Genomic DNA, 21672 nt, shown 5'->3' on the forward strand with positions numbered 1-21672 from the left:
GCGGAGCAAGGCATGAACAGCACGTCCACCCTCAGAGCCGAACTCGACGCCACCCACCGGACCAGCCGGGATGCGCATGCAACCCGAGAACCCCGAGCCGATCAAGTCCCGGAGCTACTTACATGAGTCGCGAAGCCGGAGCGCGACTCGCGCTCTCGGCTTCGGGGCCCTCGGCTTCGGGAGTTTCCGCTTCGAGAGTTTCCGCGGAAGGCCGACGCGTTCTGCGCCGCCCAGTCCGCGAAGGTGGTGGCGGGCCGGCCGGTGATCTCCTCGACGGCCGGCGAGACCTGTACGGGCCAGGTCACCGAGCCGGCGAGGATCGTGTCGACGTACCACTCCGCCTCCGCGCCCATCGTCGGCGCGAGCGTCGAGACCGCCTCGTCCCGGCTGACCTTCTCGAACCGCACCGGGTGACCGAGGGCCGCGCCGATCCGCACGCCAGGTCGACGCGGGAGAGGACCTCCGGACCGGTGAGCGTGTACGACCGGCCCTCGTGGCCCTCGGAGGTCAGGGCCGCGGCGGCCACCCGCGCGATGTCGTCCATCGCGATCGGGGTGCTCCGGCCCTCCGGGTACGGCTCGTGCACCGCGCCCGTGGCGATGATCTCCGGCGCCCAGGTGAGCGTGTTCTCCATCGGCCTGCGCAGGTATCCCCGCACGACCTCGACCCCGGCCGGCAGCGCGGCCCTCGCCGGGTTCACGGTGAGTGCACGGACCTCCGGCGCCCCGGCCGCCACCAGGTGGTCGACGACCTTCCGCCCGATGTTCCCCGTCGCGCCCGTCACCAGGATCGTGATGACCTCCCCCAGTCTCGGTACGGCGGACGGAGATGTTTATCAGTACACCGTACGGAGTTCCACCCCCGAGAACGCGAACGGCACCCTGCCCGTCCGTGCGAGCGAGGGTGCCGTCCGTTCGTGCCGGTCAGGCGGGCGGGGGCGTGGCCGCCGCCGAGCTGCCCTCCTCCCGGTCCCGGATCGCCGGCAGCGCCAGCCGGACGGGTGCGTGGGCGCGGTGCGCGCCCGCCGCCGCGGCGTGGTACTCCTCCAGCTGGGCCAGGAAGTCCGGGTCGGCGTAGATGCGGCCGTCGATCGTGGGGCCCTGGCGCCCGGTCAGCACCGCCTCGACGTCCTCGCCGGTGAGCGTCTTGTGCGTCTCCAGCGCGTGCGCGATGGCGAGCACCGCCGAGCGGTTCTCGGCGAGGATCTCCGCGGCCTTGTCGAGCAGCGTGTCGAGGTGGTCCTCGATCCGGTCGGCGAGCGCCCGGCGGAGCACCTCCTCGGTGCTGCCGTCCTTGCCCGGGGCGCCCCTGCCGCCGCCCGGCGCGCCGACCTCGAGCCGCCGGGCCGAGGAGTACGACGACACCGTCGACCCCATGCCCCAGAAACCCTCCATGAACGAGGCCACCGTGGTCGCGGACTCGAGGTCGCCGGACACGCCCGACGAGCTGTCGCCGTCGAAGAACATCCGCTCGCCCGCCAGCGAGGCCAGGGACACGAGGATGTCGGCCTCGTACTCCGAGCGCCACCGGGTGAACTGGTCCTCCGGCGGGATGCTCGCGACCATGCCCAGGTAGTCGCTGCCCTTCTCGATCGTCGCCAGGTCGATCTCCATGTGCTCGCGCACCCGGAAGGCGACGACGGCGTGGCAGCCCTCGTGCACGGCGACGGCGTGCCGCTCCCGCTCGATGTACTCGACGTCCTCGGGCGGGCCGAGCTCCTTGAGCTGCTTGGCCTTCATCAGGTCGCGGTAGGTGATGACCTCGCGGCCGTCCCGGATCGCGGTGATCAGGGCCTCGTTGACCAGGTCCTTGATCGTGGCGCCGGTGGCGTACGGGGTGATCGTCGCGAGCTTGTCGAGGTGCTCGTCCGTGATCTCGTGCGGCACCCTGTCCAGGTAGCCCTGGTAGGTGCGGATCCGGCCGGCCTTCGACGGGTAGCCGACCCGGTAGATCCGGTCGATGCGGCCCGGCCGCAGCAGCGCCTCGTCGAGCGACTCCGGCATGTTCGTGGCCATCATGACCAGGATCCGGTACTTGGGCGGCGGCTTCGGCCGCATGCCCAGCGCCCGCCGGCCCCACCGGTTGAGCAGGCCGCGCGGCTTCTTCAGGCCGGAGAGCTCGGTGAGCAGCGCCTGCAGCGTGCCCATGCCGCCCCCGCCGCCGCCGTTCATCGCGCCGCCCATGACGAACCGGCTGCGCCGCTCCTCGACCGGGGGCGCCGACGCCAGTTCGGTCCGCAGGGACTCGCGGAACAGCATCGACCGGGTGTCCCGCGACAGGTAGGAGAAGCCGTGACAGCCCGTGCCGTGGAAGGGCGCCGGGCCGAACCCGCGCCCGCCGCCCCCGCCCGGACCGATCGACGCCAGCGTGCCGCGGTTGCCCAGCGCGTCGGCCTCGTCGAAGAAGACGATGACGCCGCCGTAGCGCAGCGAGAGCTTGCGCAGCTTCCGGAACAGCGACTTCACCTTGAGGATGCCGACGCCCATGAACATGTTGATGAAGGCGCCGGGGTCGACGAAGACGTAGGGCTTGCCGGTCTCGCCCGCGACCGCCTCGGCCATCAGTGTCTTACCGGTGCCGGGCGGGCCCCAGAGCAGGAGACCGCCGGGGACGTAGCCGCCCTTGGCCTCGATCTCGTCCGGCTTCTCCAGGAACATGATGTTCTCGCGGATCCGCTGGACCACGTGGTCCTGGCCCCAGACGTCGGAGAACCTGGTCTTGATGTCGTCCGGGTAGTAGGTGTCGACGCCGCCCCGGGACAGCAACCAGAACAGGCCGATGAACTGGAACGCGATGAAGAAGAACGCGAAGGCCAGCTGGAAGATGAACGGCAGCGCCTGCCAGATCAGCGCGGGCGCCTGGAAGATCGCGAGGAAGGGCGAGGTGCCCAGCGCGGCCCCGGCGACCAGGGCGACCAGCACGATCAGCGCGGCCCACTTGAGGACGCGCGCGAGCCGGAAGCGGGTCCAGTCCGAGAAGCGTCTCTTCAGTGCCCGGTCGGTGCCGCCGAAGACCTTCCGCGTCCAGAAGACGTGGTAGGCCGACCACCGCTCGGAGACGAGGTAGTGGAGCTGGCGCAGCAGCTCCAGCCCGGCGAGCCAGAGCAGCCACTGCGACTCGACGGTCTCGATGCGGAACGCGTCGGCGAAGGTGATCAGCGGGTTGTCCGCGACCTGCGACCACACGATCACCAGGAACGCGAGCACGAACAGCAGCAGCAGCTTGCCGCGGTCCCACAGCGCCATCTTCTTGCGGCGCGGCTCGACCCTCTCCGCCGGCGGCACGTGGGCCGCCGGCGGCTCCGGGGGCGGACCCTCCGGCTGCCCCGGTGACCCGAGGTCGTCGACGATGGTCATGGGCCCTCCCGAACCGTGAACGAGGAGACGACGCCGTCGATCTCGGACTGCCGCTTCTCGAAGCAGTCCGCCGAGCAGCGGGCCAGCGCGAGATACAGCTTGCTGGCGTCGTCGTTGAGGTAGCCGGTCTGGTCGAAGATCTGCGGCTCACCGCCGTTCACCCGGTACGAGAACACCGTGTGCACGCCGCGGATCCCGTCGCCCGGGGTGAGCACCTCGTCCCCGAGCAGCGTGAACCCGGTGAGGCCGCTCTGCTGGCCGCCCAGCTGCATCGTCTGGCGGGCCGTGTCGGAGACCGGGTAGATGAAGTCACGGACCGTGTCGAGGGAGATCTGCCCGCGCGACTTCTCCGGGATCGGCTGGACCGTCACCAGGATTGCCGGCGACTCCGCGGACTCGCCGATGATGTGGTCGAGCGAGGGGCGCGCGTCGGAGTCGTACGCCTGGATCCACACCCCCTCGGTGGAGTCCTTCGCGGGGGTGACCCCGAGCTGGCTCTCCAGCTCCGCGGGGTCGACCTGCTTCCACGACGTCGGCACCTTCAGATAGGTACGGTCGGTCGAGTTGGTGACGTAGGTCCAGGAGGGCGCCCCGCAGCCGGCGAGGAGTGCGACCACCATCCCCGTCGCCAGCAGCACCGGCGCGAGCAGCGCGGGACCACGCCGTGCCCGGCGCCCCGCTCGTCCTGACATGGAAGCCCTCCCCCCGCCGTGACTCTTCCGTGACCTTCGAGTATGCGGCACGAAACGTCCCCGACATTGCACCGTTCAGGTTGCGAAGACGTTTCCCCGCCGCCCGAAGTGTGACCTCTGCGTTCGTCGCGGGTCACGCTAGGGGCGGCATGGTCAACGGGCGGTGAGGGGGCGGGCGCACGGCCCGTCGCGCGCGCCCTGCGCCGTGTGGCCACGGTCGGTCTGCGAGCGGTGGCGGTGGGCGACCGTCCGGCCTGCGCGCGGCCCGAATCTGAGGGGGTTGCTCGGCGTTCGGAGCAATTGGGTCGGCGTTCGGGGCAACTTCGCGCCCGTCGTCGACCGCCGGGCCCGCACCGGGCGCCGTCGCCCGGCGGGCCCTTAAGCTTCCGTTTCCCTCGGGCGGGCCTTGCCTACCGTCCTTCGCCGTGGACAGGACGACGGTCTCGGCGGCCCCGGCGGCGGGCGCCCGCGCGGCATGGGTGACGGCACTGCTGGTGGTGCTGGCCGGACCCGCGCTCGCGCACCTGCTGACCTCCGAGCCCATGGGCATGTGGCGGCAGCTGTCCTCCGTGACCGGGATCGTGGCGGCCTCCGCACTCGTGTGCACCGCCGCGCTGCCCTCCCGGCTGCGCGGGCTGACCCGGGCCTTCGGCATCGAGACGGTCGTCGGGCTGCACCGCCAGCTCGGCGTCCTCTCCGCGGTCCTGATCCTCGTGCACCTGGCGGCCGTGATCGCCGCCAACCCCACCCAGGTCGCGCTGCTGATGGTGCCGACCGCGCCGAACCGGGCCCGCGCCGCCGTCGCCGCGACCGTGTCGATCGTCCTGCTGGTCGTGCTGGCGGTCTGGAAGCGGAAGTTCAACCTCCGCTACGAGGTCTGGCGCTGGCTGCACGTGATGCTGGCGGTGTTCGTGCTGGGCGGCACCACGCTGCACGTGCTCTGGCTGCAGCACCTGGTCCTCGACGCCGTGATGGGGCCGATCCTCACCGCGCTCGGCATGCTCGTGCTGGTCGTGTTCGCGATGCGGTGGTGGGGCCGGGCGGTCCTCGACCAGGGCGGCGAGTTCGCCGTCCAGGCGGTGCGCGCGGAGAACCCGACGGTGACCACGCTCGTGCTGTCCCCGCGCGACGGCGGCGAGGGGCTGCGTTTCTCGCCCGGCCAGTTCGCCTGGGTGCGGTTGCAGCGCTCGGCCGTCGAGGAACACCCCTTCACGATCGCCAGCAGCGCGCACGACCCGCGCTACACCGAGTTCACCATCCGCGGCACCGGCGACTTCGCGACCGGCGTGCGCGACCTGCGCCCCGGCGAGTCGGTGTGGGTCGACGGCCCGTACGGCTCGTTCACCTGCGACGACGTGCCCGCCGCCGGGCTGGTCCTGATCGCCGGCGGCGTGGGCATCACCCCGATGATGAGCATGCTGCGCACCGCCGCGGACCGCGGCGACCAGCGGCCCCACCGACTGATCTACGTCGCCCGCGACACCGGTGACCTGCTGTTCCGTGACGAGCTCGCGATGCTGCGCCGCTATCTCGACCTGGAGGTCACCGAGGTCCTCCGCCGGCCCTCCGCGACCTGGACGGGCGCGACCGGCGAGATCGACGTCGCGCTGCTGACCACCGTGCTGAACACCCTCGACGTGAGCGCGCGCAACGACTACTTCCTGTGCGGGCCACCGTCGATGGTCTCCGACGTGCACGGCGCCCTGACCGTCATGGGCGTCGACGACGAGCACATCCACACCGAGCAGTTCGACATGGCCTGACCCCGACCACCCGCCGGCCGGTGCCGCCCGGCGGAGAACCCACCCCGCACGACCCGCACGATCCGACGGTCGCTCCGCTCCACCCGGCCACGCTTCCCCTCGCAGCCGGCACGCACCCGCTCCCCACGGGCCGCTCCCCGAAAGGTCCACCGATGTTGCACCGCATCCCGCGCTCCGTGCGCTGGGCCCTGCTCGTCGCCGTCCTCGGCGCCGTCACGGTGTCCGTCCTGCAGTCCTGGACGACCGGCGCGCCCGGCACCGGCGGCTGGCAGCAGACCCAGTGGGGCCCGCTCGGGCCCGCCGACCGCGACCTGCTGATCAAGGTCCGGCAGGCCGGCCTCTGGGAGGCGCCGACCGGACAGCAGATGTCCCAGCAGGCGACCAACCAGCAGGTCCGCGAGACCGGGCAGCACCTGGCCGAGCAGCACGCCGTGCTGGACCAGATCGACCGCGAGACCGCGGACAAGCTGGGCGTGCAGCTGCCGAGCCGGCCGACGGACCAGCAGATCGGCTGGATGAACCAGATCACGAACACCACCGGCACGGACTACGACCGGGTCGCGGTGCAGATCGTGCGCGAGGCCCACGGGAACGTGCTGCCGGTCATCGCCGAGGTGCGGGTCAGCACCCGCAACGAGCTCGTCCGGCAGTTCGCCGACACCGCGTTCCAGTACGTGACCGGGCACATCGCGATGCTGGAGGCCACCGGCCTCGTCGACTACTCGGCCCTGCCCGAGCCCCCCTCGCCCGGCCTGCTGAGCGGCGCCACCTCGCCCGCCGACATGATCGTCCCCGCGATCGTGTTCGTGGCCTGCGCCGCCGCCGCGATCGGCCTGCTGATCACCCTCCGCCGCGGCCGGAAGAAGGCGCCCGCGCCCGCCGCCCCGGCCACCGGCCGTCAGCTCGCGGCCCTGCACTCCGCCCCGGTGCTCACGATCCCGGCCCCGCGGGAGGCGTCCTCGGGCCGGCGCGGCAAGCGCGCCCCGCTGCCGGTGGGCGGCGCCGCGCAGGCCGCGGGCGCGACCTCGACCGGCGGCCACCGCGCCGCCCGGCGCCGCGGCTCGAACAGCGGGGGGTTCCGGATCGACGACTCGGGCGGCTTCCGCACGGCCGACGCCGAGCAGGCCGACGCGTCCGACACCGGCGCCTTCCGCCGCGCCGACACGGGTGGGCACCGGCTCACCCGCTCGGCGTCCGCCACCGGTGGCCACCGCGCCCGCAACGCGGCCGACTCCGGTGGCTTCCCGACGGCCCGCACCGCGACCGCCGTCAGCGACTCCGGCGGCTACCCGTCCGTCTCGGACACCGGCCCGCACCGGCGGCGCCGCGCCGGTGACTCCGGCGGGTTCCGCTTCGACGACCTGCTCGGTTCCGACCGGGCCGACACGACCGGCGGCCACCGCGTGCCGCGCACGACCGACACCGGCGGCCACCGGCTCGACGAGTACGACCCGGCCGCCCGCTCCCCCCGCTCCACGACCCGAGGAATGACCCGCTGATGGCAACCCGGACCGACACCCCAGACACCCCCGAGACCCCGCGCGTCGGGCGCACCGCCCGGGCCGCCCGGCTCCGTCGCGTCCTGCTGACCACCGCGGCCGCCGCCCTGGTCATGGTCCCGACGGCCTGCGGGTACGCGGCTGCCGCGGACCGGATCACCACCGGTGGCAGCCAGGGCGCGCAGGCCGCCGCGCCGGTCGCCGACCAGGAGGACCAAGAGGACCAGCAGGGTTCGGCCGAGGCGACCGCCGAGGACGAGGCCGCCGGCGCCGAGGCCGAGGCCGAGGGCGGTGCCGGGGCCGGGGCGCCGCAGCAGGGCCGCGGCGGGGAGAACCGCGCGGACCAGGCCGAGGTCAACGCCCGCGACGGGCAGGACAACGCGCAGAACGGGAACGGGCAGGACGCGGCCCAGGAGGACGCTCCCGCCGAGGAGCAGGCCGCCGGCGAGGGCGACGCGGCCGGCGGCGAGAAGATCAACGGCCTGGACGTCCTGGCCCGCGACTGCTCGGAGAGCGACCTGCCGCCGCACGACGGGTTCCAGAAGGGCGACCGCTGCGTCTCCACGGCGTTCGGCGAGGTCGGCGACGCGAACCAGAACCCGTCCCTGCTGATCACCGAGTTCCCGCAGCAGGTGGCCGAGGGCCAGCCCTTCAGCATCGACGTGACCACCCGCAACCTGAAGCGCGACCGCTTCCTCGGCGCGGCGGCGGGCGGCTACTACCTGGAGAGCTCGCTGCTCGACGAGAACGGCATCCAGCGCGGCCACTTCCACACCGCCTGCCGGATGATCTCGGTCGACGGGGCGCCCGCCCCGGGCGACAAGCCGGCCTTCTTCGTGGCCACCCAGGACAACAAGGGCGGCGCCGGCGAGAGCACGGTGACCATCGACGTCACGGGGCTGCCCAAGGGCATCGCCCAGTGCAGCTCCTGGGCCGGTGACGGCTCGCACCGCATCCCGATGATGGAGCGGGCCGACCAGACCCCGGCCTTCGACTCGGTCCGCATCCGGGTCGTCTGACCCCGGCGGGGGCCGGTTCCGGTCCCCGGCCGACCCGAAGACCCGGTACGACGGCCGGGAATGGGGCGGGTCGGGCGGGGATCGGGACCTCTACAGCCCCAGGTCGGCGAGGCCGAGGAGCGCGCGGTACGGCGCGCCCTCGGCCTCGATCGCCTCCCGGGCCCCGGTGGCGCGGTCGACGACGGTCGCCACGCCGACGACGGTGGCCCCGGCCTCGCGCACCGCGCGCACGGCCTGCAGCACCGAGCCCCCGGTGGTGGAGGTGTCCTCGACGACGAGGACGGGCCGGCCCGTGATGTCCGGGCCCTCGATCAGCCGCTGGAGCCCGTGCTCCTTGGTCGACTTGCGGACCACGAACGCGTCGACCGGCGGGACCGCGGGATCGGCGGCCCGCTCGGCCGCGGCGGCGTGCAGCACCGCGTCGGCCACCGGGTCCGCGCCCAGGGTCAGCCCGCCGACGGCGTCGTACCCCCAGTCCGCGGTGAGCGTGCGCAGCAGCCGGCCGACCAACGGGGCGGCCTCGTGGTGCAGCGTGACCCGGCGCAGGTCGACGTAGTAGTCGGCCTCGCGGCCCGAGGACAGCACGACCTTCCCGTGCACGACCCCGAGCTCGCGCACGAGCTCGGCCAGCCGCAGGCGGTCGGTGTCGTCGGTGGGGTCGGTGGCGGTGCTCATGGTTCAGCGCTCCCGGTCGAAGGTGGCGACCAGCCGGCGGACGACGCGGCGCGGCAGCACGCCCACCACCGACGAGATCGCCTTGTACTGCAGGCTCGGGACGGACACGACGCGGCCGCCGGCGAGGTCGGCGAGGCACTCGTCGACCACCCGGGCGGCGTCGAGCCACAGCGGCCCGGTGCGCGCGCCGACGTCGATGCCGGCCCGCTCGTGGAACTCCGTGCGGACGAACCCGGGGCAGAGCGCGAGCGCCCGCACCCCGGTGCCGGCCAGCGACGCGGCCACGCCCTCGGTGAACGCCGTCACCCACGCCTTGTCCGCGGTGTAGGTCGAGCCGCTGCCCGGCAGGAACCCGGCCACGCTCGAGACGTTGACGACCGCGCCGCGGCCCCGGTCGACCATCCCCGGCACGACCGCGCGGGTCAGCTGCAGCACCGCGGTGACGTTGAGGTCGTGCTGGGTCTGCAGGTCCTCGGGCGAGGTGGCCAGGAAGCTCCCGCGCTGGCCCATGCCGGCGTTGTTGACCAGCAGGTCCACCGGCGAGCGGTCGGGGTCGGCGAGCCGGCGCACGACGCGGGCGCGCTCGTCCGGGGCGGTCAGGTCGGCGGGCAGGACCTCCACCGACACACCCGCCTCGCGGTACCGCGCGGCCGCCTCCTCGAGCCGGTCGACGGTGCGGGCGACGAGCACGAGGTCGCGCCCCTCGGCGGCGAGCCGGTCGGCGAACGCGGCACCGATGCCGGAGGTGGCGCCGGTGATCAGGACGGAGGGCACGCGGGCGACACTAGTCGGCCCGGGGGCTCAGCTGCCCGTCGTGTGGCGTGTGCCGTCGAGCGCGTGCTCGAGGGCGGTCGCGACCTCGGCGAGGTCGGCGAGCAGGTCCTGGCCGCGCTCCGGCGTGACGTCGGCCGGCGCCGCCGCGAGGACCCAGGTGTCCTCGGCCCAGAGCAGCTCGATGTCGTCGCCCACCGCGTCGGCGGCGTCGGCCACCCGGTCGGTGAGCAGCGGGCGGATGGCCTCGGCGTCGGAGACGAAGGAGTACCGCTCGCCGACGGGCTCGAGCAGGTCCAGGCCGGCGCCGTCGGCCTCGGGGAGCGGGGCCGACGGCAGCCGCAGCTCGACGGCCGCGGGCAGGGCCTCGCGCAGCTGCACCGCCACGACGACGGCGTTGACCCGGCCCTGCTGCTCGTGGTCGAAGATGAAGCCGTGCCGGCCGCCCTCCGGGGTGGGGACGGTGCCGCTGGCGAGGTTGCGGGCGATGCCCGGCCCGCCGTTCTGCACGGTCCCGTAGCGCCAGCGGCTCGGCAGCACGGGGTCGCTGTCGAGGTACTCCCAGTCGTGCAGCGCGGCCCACCGCCTGCGGTCCCGCACGCCCGGCTCCCGGGCTCCGCCGCCGCGGCGGTCGGCGAGGAGCAGCGCGGCGCCGGCGAGCAGCGCGACCACGGCGATCACGAACCAGACCCACGACGGAACACCCACGTGGTGACCCTAGCGCCGCGGTCCCGGAACGCGCGGGAACGCCACGATCACCCGTCCGGGGAAGACGGGCGAACGTGGCCGGACGGGCGCCGAACGGTGGGCGCACCCACCGGACGCCGATCACGCGGGCGGGCGCGTCGGACCCGCCGCCCAGCCCGCCCGCACGCCGTCGGCCTTCGCGCCCTCCTTGCCGGTCTCGACGACGGCGTCCCGCCCGAGGCCGAGCAGCGCGTCCCCCGGTCCGCCCAGGGGGTCGAGGGCCCGGGTCGCCGCCGGTACGGCGTACCACCTCGTGACCTGCGACAACGAGGCGAGCAGCGCGCCGAGGCCGGCCCCTGCCTCGTTCAACCACGCGAGCAGTGCGCGGACCCGCTCCGCGATCCGGGTGGCGAGCGTGGCGGCCTCGCCGATGGCGGAGGCCGCGGCGAGCGGGGTGAGGACGCCCGCACTCGCGATCGAGGCGAGCGCCCACCGGGCGAGGTCCCAGAGGAAGGCCGCCACCGTGTCGCGGATCAGCGCCCGCTCCGCGCCGACCGTCGCGCCGACCTCCAGCAGCCGGTCGGCCACGGACGCGCAGTCGGTGGCGACACCGGCGAGCGCAGCGGCGTCCCACCCGGCGGCGGCGCGGGCGGCCCCGGCGGCCGGGCCGGTCCATGCCCCGAGGTCCGGGCGGGCCCGGGCGGCCGCCTCGGCGGCGACGGCCGTGGCCCCGCGGTGCCAGTCGGTCGCCCGCGCGACGATCTCGGCCGGGTTCCCGGCGAGCCGGTCGAGGGGCTCGCGCAGGAACCCGACGTGCTCGATCAGCGCACCGATTCCGGCCGTTGCGATCTCGCCGAAGGGATCGGCGAGGAAGCCCAGCGCGTCGAGCCCCGCACCCGCCGCGGTCCACGCCAGGGCCGCCGGGTCGGGCCGGTCCGCCCCGGCCGCCGCGGCGGCGAGGTCGGCGACGCTCGACGCCAGGCCCGCGCCGTCGAACGTCCCCGGCGGCTGGGCGGGGGTGGGGACGAAGGCCGGATCGGGTGCGCCCGCCGGGCCGGTCACGACGATCCGGGCCCGGCCGCCCGCTCCAGCTCCAGGGCCGCCGCCAGGTCCGCCTCCCGGTAGGCCGCGGCCGCCTCCCGGGCGCTCGCGGCGGCGGCGACCAGCCTCCGCCGGGCCGCCTCCAGGGCGGCGACCCCGGCGCCCGCGGCCTCGGTCGCCGCGGCCGCGAACAGCCGCCCGACCAGCCCGAACGCGTCCGCGGACAGGGCTGCGGGCCCCGGCGCGCCGCCCGCGAGCCGGCGCTCGGCCGCGTCGAGCGCGGCGGCGTGCGCCTCCAGCGCCGCCGGGTCCACCGCGAACCCCTCGACCACGCTGCTCACCGCTGCTCCAGCAGCGGACCGAGGGCCGCCGTGGCCCGGCGGGAGACCTCGGCGGCGGCGCTCGCGGTCGTCGCCACCACCAGCTCGGCCAGCAGGCCGCGGCCCAGGCCGTCCGCGGCCGGCCCGAACGCCAGCCCGGTCAGCGTGCCGGTGCTGTCCACCGTGGCCCGCACGGCTCCGTCGGGACTCGCGGCGGTGGCGCTCAAGGCCGCGATCTCGGCCTGCGCACGCTCGGCGCGCCCGCGCAGCTCCTCGATGCGGCGGCGGTAGTCGGCGAGCCAGACCTGCCCGTCGCTGAGCACACGGCTGCTGGGAACACTCATGGGCGCGGACCGTAGGGACCACGGTCCGCGCCCACGGCGCTTCGGACGATCACTTCACGATCGTCAACGGTGTGCCCGTCAGACGGCGGCGGGCACACCCCGCCCGACGATCAGGCCGCCGGTGCCGCCCTCGGCCGTCGGGTCGAGGTCGACGCGCACGACGTCGCCCTCGCGCACCGCGCCCGACAGCAGCTCCTTCGCGAGCTGGTCGCCGATGGCCGACTGCACCAGCCGGCGCAGCGGACGGGCGCCGAACACCGGGTCGAACCCGTTCAGCGCCAGCCACTCGCGGGCGCCGTCGGACACCTCCAGGGTGAGCCGGCGCCTCGCCAGCCGCCGCCGCAGCACGTCGAGCTGGATGTCGACGATGTGCGTGAGCTCCTCGGTCGACAGCGCGTGGAAGACCACCACGTCGTCGAGCCGGTTGAGGAACTCGGGCTTGAAGTGCCCGCGCACCACCGACATGACGGCGTCCTTGCGGCCCTGGTCGTCGAGCGCCGGGTTCGCGATCGCCTGGCTGCCCAGGTTCGAGGTCAGCACCAGGATGGTGTTCCGGAAGTCGACGGTCCGGCCCTGGCCGTCCGTCAGCCGCCCGTCGTCGAGCACCTGCAGCAGGGTGTCGAAGACGTCCGGGTGGGCCTTCTCCACCTCGTCGAGCAGCACCACCGTGTAGGGGCGGCGCCGCACGGCCTCGGTGAGCTGGCCGCCCTGGTCGTAACCGACGTAGCCGGGCGGGGCACCGACGAGCCGGGCCACGGAGTGCTTCTCCGAGTACTCGCTCATGTCGATACGGACCATGGCCCGCTCGTCGTCGAACAGGAACTCGGCCAGCGCCTTGGCCAGCTCGGTCTTGCCGACGCCGGTGGGGCCGAGGAACAGGAACGAGCCGGTGGGCCGGTTCTCGTCCGCGATCCCCGCCCGGGCCCGACGCACCGCGTCCGACACCGCGCGCACTGCCTCGGACTGCCCGACGACCCGCTTGCCCAGCTCGTCCTCCATGCGCAGGAGCTTGGCGGTCTCGCCCTCGAGCATCCGGCCGGCGGGGATGCCGGTCCAGGCGCTCACGACGTCCGCGACGTCGTCCGGCCCGACCTCCTCCTTGAGCATGACCTCCTCGTGGCGCTCCACGACGGCGGTCTTCTCGGCGAGCTCCTTCTCCAGCTGCGGGATGCGGCCGTAGCGCAGCTCGGCGGCCCGGCCGAGGTCGCCGTCCCGCTCGGCGCGCTCCGACTCGCCCTTCAGCTGCTCCAGCTGCTCCTTGAGCTCGCGGGTGGCCTCGATGGCGTTCTTCTCGTTCTGCCAGCGGGCGGTCAGCGCGGAGAGCTCCTCGCGCTGCTCGGCGAGCTCGGCGCGCAGGGCCGACAGCCGCTCCTTGGACGCCTCGTCGGACTCCTTGGCCAGCGCCATCTCCTCGATCTCCAGCCGGCGCACCGAGCGCTCGACGGTGTCGATCTCGACGGGGCGGGAGTCGATCTCCATCCGGAGCCGGGACGCGGCCTCGTCGACCAGGTCGATGGCCTTGTCCGGGAGGAAGCGGGCGGTGATGTAGCGGTCCGAGAGCGTGGCCGCGGCGACGAGGGCGGCGTCCGTGATCCGCACGCCGTGGTGCACCTCGTAGCGCTCCTTGAGGCCGCGCAGGATTCCGACGGTGTCCTCGACGCTCGGCTCGCCCACCAGCACCTGCTGGAAGCGGCGCTCCAGGGCCGGGTCCTTCTCGATGTGCTGGCGGTACTCGTCCAGCGTGGTGGCGCCGACCATCCGCAGCTCGCCGCGGGCGAGCATCGGCTTGATCATGTTGCCGGCGTCCATCGCGCCCTCGCCGGTCGCGCCGGCGCCGACGATGGTGTGCAGCTCGTCGATGAAGGTGATGATCTCGCCGGCCGAGTCCGTGATCTCCTTCAGGACGGCCTTGAGCCGCTCCTCGAACTCACCGCGGTACTTCGCGCCGGCGACCATCGAGCCCAGGTCCAGGGCCACGACGCGCTTGCCGCGCAGCGACTCCGGGACGTCGCCCGCCACGATCCGCTGGGCCAGGCCCTCGACGATCGCGGTCTTGCCGACGCCGGGCTCGCCGATCAGCACCGGGTTGTTCTTGGTGCGCCGGGACAGCACCTGCACCACGCGGCGGATCTCGGTGTCCCGCCCGATGACGGGGTCGAGCTTGCCCTCTCGGGCGCGCGCGGTCAGGTCCTGGCCGTACTTCTCCAGCGCCTGGTAGGTGCCCTCGGGGTCCGGGCTGGTCACCCGCGACGTGCCGCGGACCTTGCCGAACGCGTCGCGCAGCGCCTCGGGGGTGGCGCCGTGCCGGCGCAGCAGCTGGGCCACCGGGCCGCCCTTGTCGGCCAGGCCGACGAGGAGGTGCTCGGTGGAGACGTACTCGTCGCCCATCTCGGTGGCGAGCTGCTGGGCCGCGGTGATCGCGGCCATGGCCTCGCGGTTGAGCTGGGGCGCGGCGACCGTCGAGCCGGAGGCCGACGGGAGCCGGTTGCCGAGCTGGGTCAGCTCGGTGCGCACGGCCGCGGCGTCGGCGCCGACGGCGGCGAGCAGCGGAGCGGCGATCCCGTCCCCCTGGGCCAGCAAGGCGCCGAGCAGGTGGGTGGGACCGACGTCCGGGTTGCCGGCCAGCGCGGCGGCCTGCGCGGCGGCCGAGATCGCCTGCTGGGTCTTGGTGGTGGGGTTGAAGGAATCCATCCCCGTGTCTCCTCGGATCGTGCGGTCTCCGGGCACTCACCGTGCCCTGTCGTACTCCTCAACGGCAGGAAAGTTGAGTCTGTTCCACTCAATACGCAGAAGTTTACGCATCGCGGTCCCGGCGCTGCCCGGCGGGCCGTCGCGACGGGGGCGCGACCATGATCGGCGCGCTAGCGTGCAGCGCATGGCAGAGAACGTCGTGGTGGTGACCGGTGCCGAGCCCCGGGAGGTGCTCGACGTGCTCGGCGCGCTCGACGGCGCGGGCTCGCTGGAGCTGCGCGCGGCGGCGATCGTGCACCGCGGCGCCGAGGGAAAGCTGTCCCTCGACCACGAGACGGGCGACGCGGTGTCCTTCACCGACAAGCACCCCCGCCTCGGCGCCCTGGTCACGCTCCTCCTCGGCCCGATCGACACGCTGCTGTTCGGCAACCAGCTGGTCTCCCTCTACGGCGCCGCCGAGCAGACCCCGGAGGAGCTCGCGATCGGGCACCTCGCGCGGCGGGTGCCGGCCGGCGGCACCGCCGTGATCGCCGACGTCGACGAGCCGGACCCCGGGCTGCTCGAGGCGAGGCTGCCGGGCGCGACCGTGGCGCGGCGCCCGTACGAGGACGTCGAGCGGGAGATCGAGGCCTCCCGCGAGGGCGCCCCCGAGAACGGCTGAACCCCGCACCACCCGGTACGGGGTCCGGCACATCTCCCTCAGTCCTGCGGGTCGGTACGGCGGCGCGGGGCCCGCGGCTTCCACACCACGACCTGCGCCCCCCGCTCCGTGGGGACCAGGTCGCGGCGGTAGCTCTGGTGCACCATCGCGGCCGCCTGCTCGGCCGCCGCGTGCGCGGCCGCCAGCTCCTCGGTCAGCTCCTCGATCCGGGAACGCAGCTGGTCGACCAGCTGCTCCAGCTCGATGATCCGCTTGACCCCGGCGAGGTTCACGCCCTCCTCCTGGGAGAGCCGCTGCACCTCGCGCAGCAGCGCGATGTCGCGGGCCGAGTAGCGCCGGCCGCCACCGGGCGACCGGCCGGGGCTCACCAGCCCCAGCCGGTCGTAGCTGCGCAGGGTCTGCGCGTGCAGCCCCGACAGCTCGGCGGCGATGGAGATGACGAAGACGGGGGTGTCCTGCCCCGCGCCGGGCGGCAGCGCGCCCTCGGGGCCGCCGCCCCGGTCGTCACGGTTCGGCATGTCCCCTCACCTCATCTCACCGGTCGCCCGCGAGCAGCTCGGCCCGCGGGTCGATCGCCTTCGTCGCGTCCGCGTACTCCTGCAGCGCCGTCGCCGCGGCCTCGTCCAGCCGCTGCGGGATCGCGACCTCGACCGTGACCAGGAGGTCGCCGGCGCCCTTCTTCGCCTGCACGCCGCGCCCGCGGACCCGGAAGGTCCGGCCGCTCTGCGTCCCCGCGGGGATCTTGAGCGACACCGTCGAGTCGAGCGTCGGCACGGTCAGCGTCGCACCCTGGACGAGCTCGGGGAAGGTCACCGGCACCTTCAGGGTGAGATCGTTCGGGTTCTTCGCCGAGCGCCCGAAGATCCGGTGCGGCGTGACGCTCATCCGCACGTAGAGGTCCCCGGGCGGACCGCCGAAGCGGCCCGGCTCGCCCTTGCCGGGCAACCGGATGCGCTGCCCGTCGTCGACCCCCGCCGGCACGCGGACGGTCAGCGTGCGAACCTTCGTGCTCACGCCGTCGCCCCCGCACTCCGGGCAGGGCTCGTCGACGACCCGGCCGGTGCCGCGGCAGTCGCGGCAGGGCTCGGAGAAGGCGAACGCCCCCTGGCTCCGGCTGACCACGCCCGCGCCGCCGCAGATGGGGCACGTGTGGGAGCCGGTGCCGGGCCTCGCCCCGGAGCCGTGGCAGGTGTCGCAGGTCCCGGGCGAGGAGATGTTCAGCGTCATCGTGGTGCCGCGCACCGCGTCCTCGAACGGGATCGTCAGCCTGCTCTCGACGTCCGCACCCTTCTGCGGGCGCTGGCCGCCGGAGAAGCCCCCGGCGCCGCCGCCCCCGCCGCGGGTGCCGAACAGGTTGCCGAACAGGTCGCCGAGACCACCGGCGCCCCCCGAGCCGGTCCCCTGCCCGAACAGGTCGCCCAGGTCGAACCCCTGGGCGCCGCCCGTGCCGGAGAACCCGCCCGGGAAGCCCTGGCCGCCCGGGAAGCCACCGGCGAACCCGCCGCCGGCGAACAGCTTGCGGGTCTCGTCGTACTCCGTGCGCTTCTCCGGGTCGGAGAGCACGCCGTAGGCCTCGGAGACGGCCTTGAACCGGGCCTCGGCCGCGGCGTCCCCCGGGTTGGCGTCCGGGTGCAGCTCACGGGCGAGCTTGCGGTACGCCTTCTTGATGTCCGAGTCCGACGCCGTGGACGAGACGCCCAGCTCACGGTAGAAATCCTTTTCGATCCAGTCGCGCTGGGTCATCCCGCCTCCTTCCGGTGTGTCTCTTCGTGGTGCCCGAGCGCCCGGCTCAGGCGGGGTTGGTCGGCTCGTCCGGCGACGGCGCCGGGCCCGGCTCGCCGGCCGGCGCCTGCGGCACCTCGCCGGCCGCCGGCACCTCGGACTCCGGCCGGTCCGCGACGGTGACCATCGCGGGCCGCAGCACGCGGTCCGCCATGCGGTAGCCGCGCCGCAGCACCGCCGTGAGCACGGTGACCGTCCGGCCGGGGGCGTCGGCCGGCTCGTGCTGGACGGCCTCGTGCATCGCCGGGTCGAACAGCTCGCCGGTGGTGCCGAAGGCCTCGAGCCCGAGGCCGGTCGCCACGCCGACGACCTTGTCCGCCACCGACTTGAACGGGCCGTTCAGGTCGCCGTGCTGCTCGGCGCGCTCGATGTCGTCGAGAACGGTCAGCAGGTCGGACACGAACGAGACCCGGGCGGCCACGACCACGCCCTCCCGGTCCCGGTCCACCCGGCGCCGGTAGTTGGCGTACTCGGCCGAGACGCGCTGCAGGTCCGCCGTGCGCTCCTCGAGCTGCTTCTCGAGATCGGCGATCCGCGGGTCGTCCAGCTGGATCTCGGGCTCGGGCTCACCCGCGGGGGCGGCCCCGGCCGGGGCGCCGGCAGCCTGCTGGCTGCCGACGTCGGCCGAGGACCGGACCTCCCCCGTCAGGGGGTCGATCCGGCGCCGGTCGCGCACGCGGACCGGCTCCTCCTGCTCCCCCTCCGGGCCCGGCCTACGGTCGGATCCGTACGGGGTGCTCACTTGTCCTTCTTCTCCTCGTCGTCGACGATCTCGGCGTCCACCACGTCGTCCGCGCCGGCCTGCTGGCCCGTGGCGCCGGTGCCCGGGTTCCCACCGGTCGCGCCGCCGGGGGCACCGTCGGCGCCCGGCTGCTGGTAGAGGGCCTGGCCGAGCTTCTGCGACTCGGTGGCCAGCTTCTCCATCGCGGACTTGATCGCGGCGGTGTCGGTGCCCTTGAGGGCCTCCTGCACCTCGCCGACGGCGGCGTTCACCGAGTCCTTGACGTCCGCCGGGACCTTGTCCTCGTTGTCCTTGACGAACTTCTCCGTCTGGTAGACGAGGGTCTCGGCCTGGTTGCGGACCTCGGCCTCCTCACGCCGCTTCTTGTCCTCCTCGGCGTGCTGCTCGGCCTCGCGCATCATCCGGTCGATCTCGTCCTTGGACAGGGCCGACCCACCGGTGATGGTCATGTCCTGGCTCTTGCCGGTGCCCTTGTCGACCGCGGAGACCTTCACGATGCCGTTGGCGTCGATGTCGAAGGAGACCTCGATCTGCGGCACGCCGCGCGGGGCCGGCGGGAGCCCGGTCAGCTCGAACATGCCGAGCTTCTTGTTGTAGGCCGCGATCTCGCGCTCGCCCTGGTAGACCTGGATCTGCACGGACGGCTGGTTGTCGTCCGCCGTCGTGAAGATCTCGGACTTCTTGGTCGGGATCGTGGTGTTGCGCTCGATCAGCTTGGTCATCACGCCGCCCTTGGTCTCGATGCCCAGGGACAGCGGGGTGACGTCGAGCAGCAGGACGTCCTTGACCTCACCGCGCAGGACACCGGCCTGCAGCGCGGCGCCGACGGCGACGACCTCGTCCGGGTTGACGCCCTTGTTCGGCTCCTTGCCGCCGGTCAGCTCCTTGACGAGCTCGGTGACGGCCGGCATGCGGGTCGAGCCGCCGACGAGCACCACGTGGTCGATGTCGCCGAGCGAGATGCCGGCGTCCTTGATCACCTGGTTGAACGGCGCGCGGGTGCGGTCGAGCAGGTCCGAGGTGATGCGCTGGAACTCGGCGCGGGACAGCGTCTCGTCGAGGAACAGCGGGTTCTTGTCGGCGTCGACGGTGATGTAGGGCAGGTTGATCGTGGCGCTCGAGGAGCTCGAGAGCTCGATCTTGGCCTTCTCCGCGGCCTCGCGGAGCCGCTGCATCGCCATCTTGTCCTTGGTCAGGTCGATGCCGTGGCTGCCCTTGAACTTGTCGACGAGCCAGGTCACGATCCGCTCGTCCCAGTCGTCGCCACCGAGGTGGTTGTCGCCGTTGGTGGCCTTGACCTCCACGACGCCGTCGCCGATCTCCAGCAGCGAGACGTCGAAGGTGCCGCCGCCGAGGTCGAAGACGAGGATCGTCTGCTCGGTCTCGCCCTTGTCGAGCCCGTAGGCCAGCGCGGCCGCGGTGGGCTCGTTGACGATGCGCAGGACGTTGAGGCCCGCGATCTGACCGGCCTCCTTGGTGGCCTGGCGCTGCGCGTCCTCGAAGTACGCCGGGACGGTGACGACCGCGTCGGTGACGGGCTCGCCCAGGTACGCCTCCGCGTCCCGCTTGAGCTTCTGCAGCACGCGGGCGCTGATCTCCTGCGCGGCGTAGGTCTTCCCGTCGATCTCGGGGGTCGTCCAGTCCGAGCCGATGAACCGCTTCACCGAGCGGAACGTGCGGTCCGCGTTGGTGACGGCCTGGTTCTTGGCGGACTGGCCGACGAGGACCTCGCCGTTGCGCGCGAACGCCACCACCGAGGGCGTGGTGCGGGAGCCCTCGGAGTTGGCGATCACCGTCGGCTCCCCGCCCTCCAGGACGGAGACGACGGAGTTGGTGGTCCCGAGGTCGATACCGACCGCACGAGCCATGGTGTGTGCCTCCGTGTCGAACACTGTGTAGAACTGTCGGGTTCCGTACCGCCGTTGAGCGGATCCGGCTCAAGTTTGGGCGATCGAGGCGTCCGCCGTCAACCCGGCCTTGAGCCTGGCTCACTCAACTTGCTGCCCGGTCCAACGGGTGGCGTACCCGACTTGTTCCCGGTCGACTCAACTTTCCGCGGGTTGCGGAGGCCACACCGCGACTCGCGGGAACCGACAGCCCGACTCGCGGGATATCCCGGTGTCTAGCGGAGGGACGAGAAACGGGTAGAGGCCCCTACAACGCTGGTGCCGGGCGCGGCGGCGGGATCTCGTCCCCCGGACGCGGGAGCGTCTCCGCCACCGGCGCCAGGGCCCGGTGGTGCTCCGGGTCGGCGACCGCCTCGCCGGTGGCGTCCCGGTACTCCAGCCGGCCCTCGGGATCGAGGTCGGCGACGTACCCGGCCGCAGCCAGCTGCTCCTCGTCGAGGTCCCGCAGCAGCTCCCAGCGGCTCGGGACCACGCGGTAGTCCGGCCAGTCCAGGTGGCCGTAGGCGTCGTGCAGGTCGGCGAGCAGCCCGGCGAACACCTGCTGCCAGCGCAGCGGCATGGCCTCGGCGAGCCCGCGCGGCACCACCAGGTAGTCCGGCCCCGACCCCGGGGCCGGGCGGTCGAGGTAGTCGGCCAGCGGCGTGGTCGAGCGCGGGCGGGACGGACGGGACGCGTCCGGGCGGGCCATCGTGCGTGCTCCCGGGGAGGGTTCAGGCGGTGTTGGACGGGGTGCCCGGGCGGGTCGCGAGGGGCACGAGCTCCTTGTAGTCCCAGTTTACGGGCTGCACCCGGACGTTCTGCCCGCTGTAGGGGGCCTCGACCATCTGGTCGTTGCCCAGGTAGAGGAACACGTGGTGGATCGTCCGCGGGTCGCTGCGGTCGTAGGCGTAGAACATCAGGTCGCCGGGCTGGGCCTGGCGGACCGGCAGATGCCCCCCGGCCCTGTACTGGTCCCGGGACACGCGCGGGAGCTTGATCCCGGCCCTCTCGAACGCCCGCAGCATCAGGCCCGAGCAGTCGTAGGTGTTCGGGCCGGTCGCGCCCCACACGTACGGCTTGCCGACCTCGCCGAGCGCGAACTCGATGGCCGTGCGCGCGACCCCGGCCGGCAGCTCCGCCGAGCCGCTGCCGCAGCCGGTCGGGTCGGTGACGTCCCCGAGCTGCTCGACGAGGTCCGCCGCGAGCCCCTCCCACTTGGCGTAGGCGTTGGGGAACGCGGAGCGCTGCACGGTCTGGGCGGCCACGGTGACCGGCTGGTCCTCCCAGTCCGGCACCTTCAGCAGCCGTTCGTAGAAGATGCGCGCGCTGTAGTTCGGGTCGGTGACCTGGGCCGGCGTCCCCCAGCCCTGCGAGGGCCGCTGCTGGAACAGCCCGAGCGAGTCCCGGTCGCCGTAGTTGATGTTCCGGAGCGTCGACTCCTGCATCGCCGTCGCCAGCGCCACCAGCCAGGCCCGCGGCGGCGTCTGCAGCTCCTTGCCGACGCCGATGATCGCGGCGGCGTTCTGCCGCTGCTCGTCCGTCAGCGTGTCGATGGTGGCCCCGGCCGCGCCCCCGCGGCCGACCGTCCCGATCGGCCCGATGCCGGCGTCGCACCCGCTGTCGGGGCGCTGCTGGCCGGCGTTGGGCGCGAAGGCGAGGAAACCGAGCGTCAGGAAGACGACGAGCGCGACGCCGATCGCCACGAAGGGCAGCAGCAGCCGCAGCGGCCGGAGCAGGCGCACG

Annotated in this window: 20 protein-coding genes; 4 read left to right on the forward strand and 16 right to left on the reverse strand. The window is 73.7% G+C overall.

Going from position 1 to position 21672, the window contains the following annotated elements:
• Nucleotides 1–301: 301 nt before the first annotated feature.
• The 3 genes from ABD990_RS33010 to ABD990_RS33020 form a co-directional block, all read right to left on the reverse strand.
• The gene (locus ABD990_RS33010) at nt 302–784 is read right to left on the reverse strand and encodes an SDR family oxidoreductase (protein WP_345384740.1); all 483 of its coding nucleotides are present in this window, start codon (nt 782–784) and stop codon (nt 302–304) included.
• Nucleotides 785–923: 139 nt separating this feature from the next.
• Complete coding sequence (locus tag ABD990_RS33015; protein ID WP_345384741.1) at nt 924–3356, reverse strand: AAA family ATPase; 2433 nt, start codon at nt 3354–3356, stop codon at nt 924–926.
• Entirely contained in the window at nt 3353–4048 is a 696-nt protein-coding gene (locus ABD990_RS33020; RefSeq protein ID WP_345384742.1) for a hypothetical protein, read from the reverse strand. The genes ABD990_RS33015 and ABD990_RS33020 overlap by 4 nt, the downstream gene beginning before the upstream one ends.
• A 425-nt stretch (nt 4049–4473) precedes the next feature.
• Between ABD990_RS33020 and ABD990_RS33025 the strand changes: the two genes are divergently transcribed.
• The 3 genes from ABD990_RS33025 (at nt 4474) to ABD990_RS33035 (ending at nt 8329) form a co-directional block, all read left to right on the forward strand.
• On the forward strand, nt 4474–5811 hold the full coding sequence (locus tag ABD990_RS33025) for a ferredoxin reductase family protein (RefSeq protein ID WP_345384743.1): 1338 nt from the start codon (nt 4474–4476) through the stop codon (nt 5809–5811).
• A gap of 152 nt (nt 5812–5963) precedes the next feature.
• Nucleotides 5964–7310 carry a DUF4142 domain-containing protein gene (locus ABD990_RS33030; protein ID WP_345384744.1) on the forward strand — a complete coding sequence of 449 codons (1347 nt, stop codon included), beginning with the start codon at nt 5964–5966 and terminating at the stop codon, nt 7308–7310.
• Complete coding sequence (locus ABD990_RS33035; protein ID WP_345384745.1) at nt 7310–8329, forward strand: hypothetical protein; 1020 nt, start codon at nt 7310–7312, stop codon at nt 8327–8329. The genes ABD990_RS33030 and ABD990_RS33035 overlap by 1 nt, the downstream gene beginning before the upstream one ends.
• A gap of 90 nt (nt 8330–8419) precedes the next feature.
• Here the strand turns inward: ABD990_RS33035 and pyrE are convergent, their stop codons facing one another.
• The 7 genes from pyrE to clpB all read right to left on the reverse strand — a co-directional run bounded on the left by pyrE (nt 8420) and on the right by clpB (nt 14858).
• Nucleotides 8420–9004: an orotate phosphoribosyltransferase gene (gene pyrE, locus ABD990_RS33040; RefSeq protein WP_345384746.1), complete on the reverse strand. Its 585-nt coding sequence runs from the start codon at nt 9002–9004 to the stop codon at nt 8420–8422.
• 3 nt (nt 9005–9007) lie between these two features.
• Nucleotides 9008–9778 carry an SDR family NAD(P)-dependent oxidoreductase gene (locus ABD990_RS33045; protein ID WP_345384747.1) on the reverse strand — a complete coding sequence of 257 codons (771 nt, stop codon included), beginning with the start codon at nt 9776–9778 and terminating at the stop codon, nt 9008–9010.
• Between the two features lie 27 nt (nt 9779–9805).
• Entirely contained in the window at nt 9806–10483 is a 678-nt protein-coding gene (locus ABD990_RS33050) for a type III secretion system chaperone family protein (protein WP_345384748.1), read from the reverse strand.
• A gap of 120 nt (nt 10484–10603) precedes the next feature.
• Nucleotides 10604–11524, reverse strand: a complete 921-nt coding sequence (locus tag ABD990_RS33055; protein ID WP_345384749.1) for a hypothetical protein — start codon at nt 11522–11524, stop codon at nt 10604–10606.
• Entirely contained in the window at nt 11521–11844 is a 324-nt protein-coding gene (locus ABD990_RS33060; protein WP_345384750.1) for a type VII secretion target, read from the reverse strand. Before ABD990_RS33060 ends, ABD990_RS33055 begins: the two co-directional genes overlap by 4 nt.
• Nucleotides 11841–12167: a YbaB/EbfC family nucleoid-associated protein gene (locus ABD990_RS33065; RefSeq protein ID WP_345384751.1), complete on the reverse strand. Its 327-nt coding sequence runs from the start codon at nt 12165–12167 to the stop codon at nt 11841–11843. The genes ABD990_RS33060 and ABD990_RS33065 overlap by 4 nt, the downstream gene beginning before the upstream one ends.
• Before the next feature lie 78 nt (nt 12168–12245).
• A complete protein-coding gene (clpB, locus tag ABD990_RS33070; protein WP_345384752.1) occupies nt 12246–14858 on the reverse strand; it encodes an ATP-dependent chaperone ClpB in 2613 nt (870 codons plus the stop codon).
• Nucleotides 14859–15042: 184 nt separating this feature from the next.
• On the opposite strand from clpB, the gene ABD990_RS33075 reads away from it, so the two are divergent.
• Entirely contained in the window at nt 15043–15519 is a 477-nt protein-coding gene (locus tag ABD990_RS33075) for a hypothetical protein (RefSeq protein WP_345384753.1), read from the forward strand.
• A 38-nt stretch (nt 15520–15557) separates the two neighbouring features.
• Here the strand turns inward: ABD990_RS33075 and ABD990_RS33080 are convergent, their stop codons facing one another.
• The 6 genes from ABD990_RS33080 to ABD990_RS33105 form a co-directional block, all read right to left on the reverse strand.
• Nucleotides 15558–16037 carry a heat shock protein transcriptional repressor HspR gene (locus ABD990_RS33080; protein ID WP_345384754.1) on the reverse strand — a complete coding sequence of 160 codons (480 nt, stop codon included), beginning with the start codon at nt 16035–16037 and terminating at the stop codon, nt 15558–15560.
• Between the two features lie 16 nt (nt 16038–16053).
• Nucleotides 16054–17262: a molecular chaperone DnaJ gene (gene dnaJ, locus ABD990_RS33085; RefSeq protein ID WP_345384755.1), complete on the reverse strand. Its 1209-nt coding sequence runs from the start codon at nt 17260–17262 to the stop codon at nt 16054–16056.
• 46 nt (nt 17263–17308) lie between these two features.
• Nucleotides 17309–18043: a nucleotide exchange factor GrpE gene (grpE, locus tag ABD990_RS33090; RefSeq protein ID WP_345384756.1), complete on the reverse strand. Its 735-nt coding sequence runs from the start codon at nt 18041–18043 to the stop codon at nt 17309–17311.
• Nucleotides 18040–19911 carry a molecular chaperone DnaK gene (dnaK, locus tag ABD990_RS33095; RefSeq protein ID WP_345384757.1) on the reverse strand — a complete coding sequence of 624 codons (1872 nt, stop codon included), beginning with the start codon at nt 19909–19911 and terminating at the stop codon, nt 18040–18042. Before dnaK ends, grpE begins: the two co-directional genes overlap by 4 nt.
• A gap of 286 nt (nt 19912–20197) precedes the next feature.
• Nucleotides 20198–20638: a hypothetical protein gene (locus ABD990_RS33100; RefSeq protein ID WP_345384758.1), complete on the reverse strand. Its 441-nt coding sequence runs from the start codon at nt 20636–20638 to the stop codon at nt 20198–20200.
• A 22-nt stretch (nt 20639–20660) separates the two neighbouring features.
• Nucleotides 20661–21671, reverse strand: coding sequence for a C40 family peptidase (locus ABD990_RS33105; protein ID WP_345384759.1), 1011 nt, complete (start codon nt 21669–21671; stop codon nt 20661–20663).
• Nucleotide 21672 lies beyond the last annotated feature (1 nt).

Origin of the sequence: Pseudonocardia yuanmonensis, assembly GCF_039542425.1 — a bacterium.
Lineage (GTDB): Bacteria > Actinomycetota > Actinomycetes > Mycobacteriales > Pseudonocardiaceae > Pseudonocardia > Pseudonocardia yuanmonensis.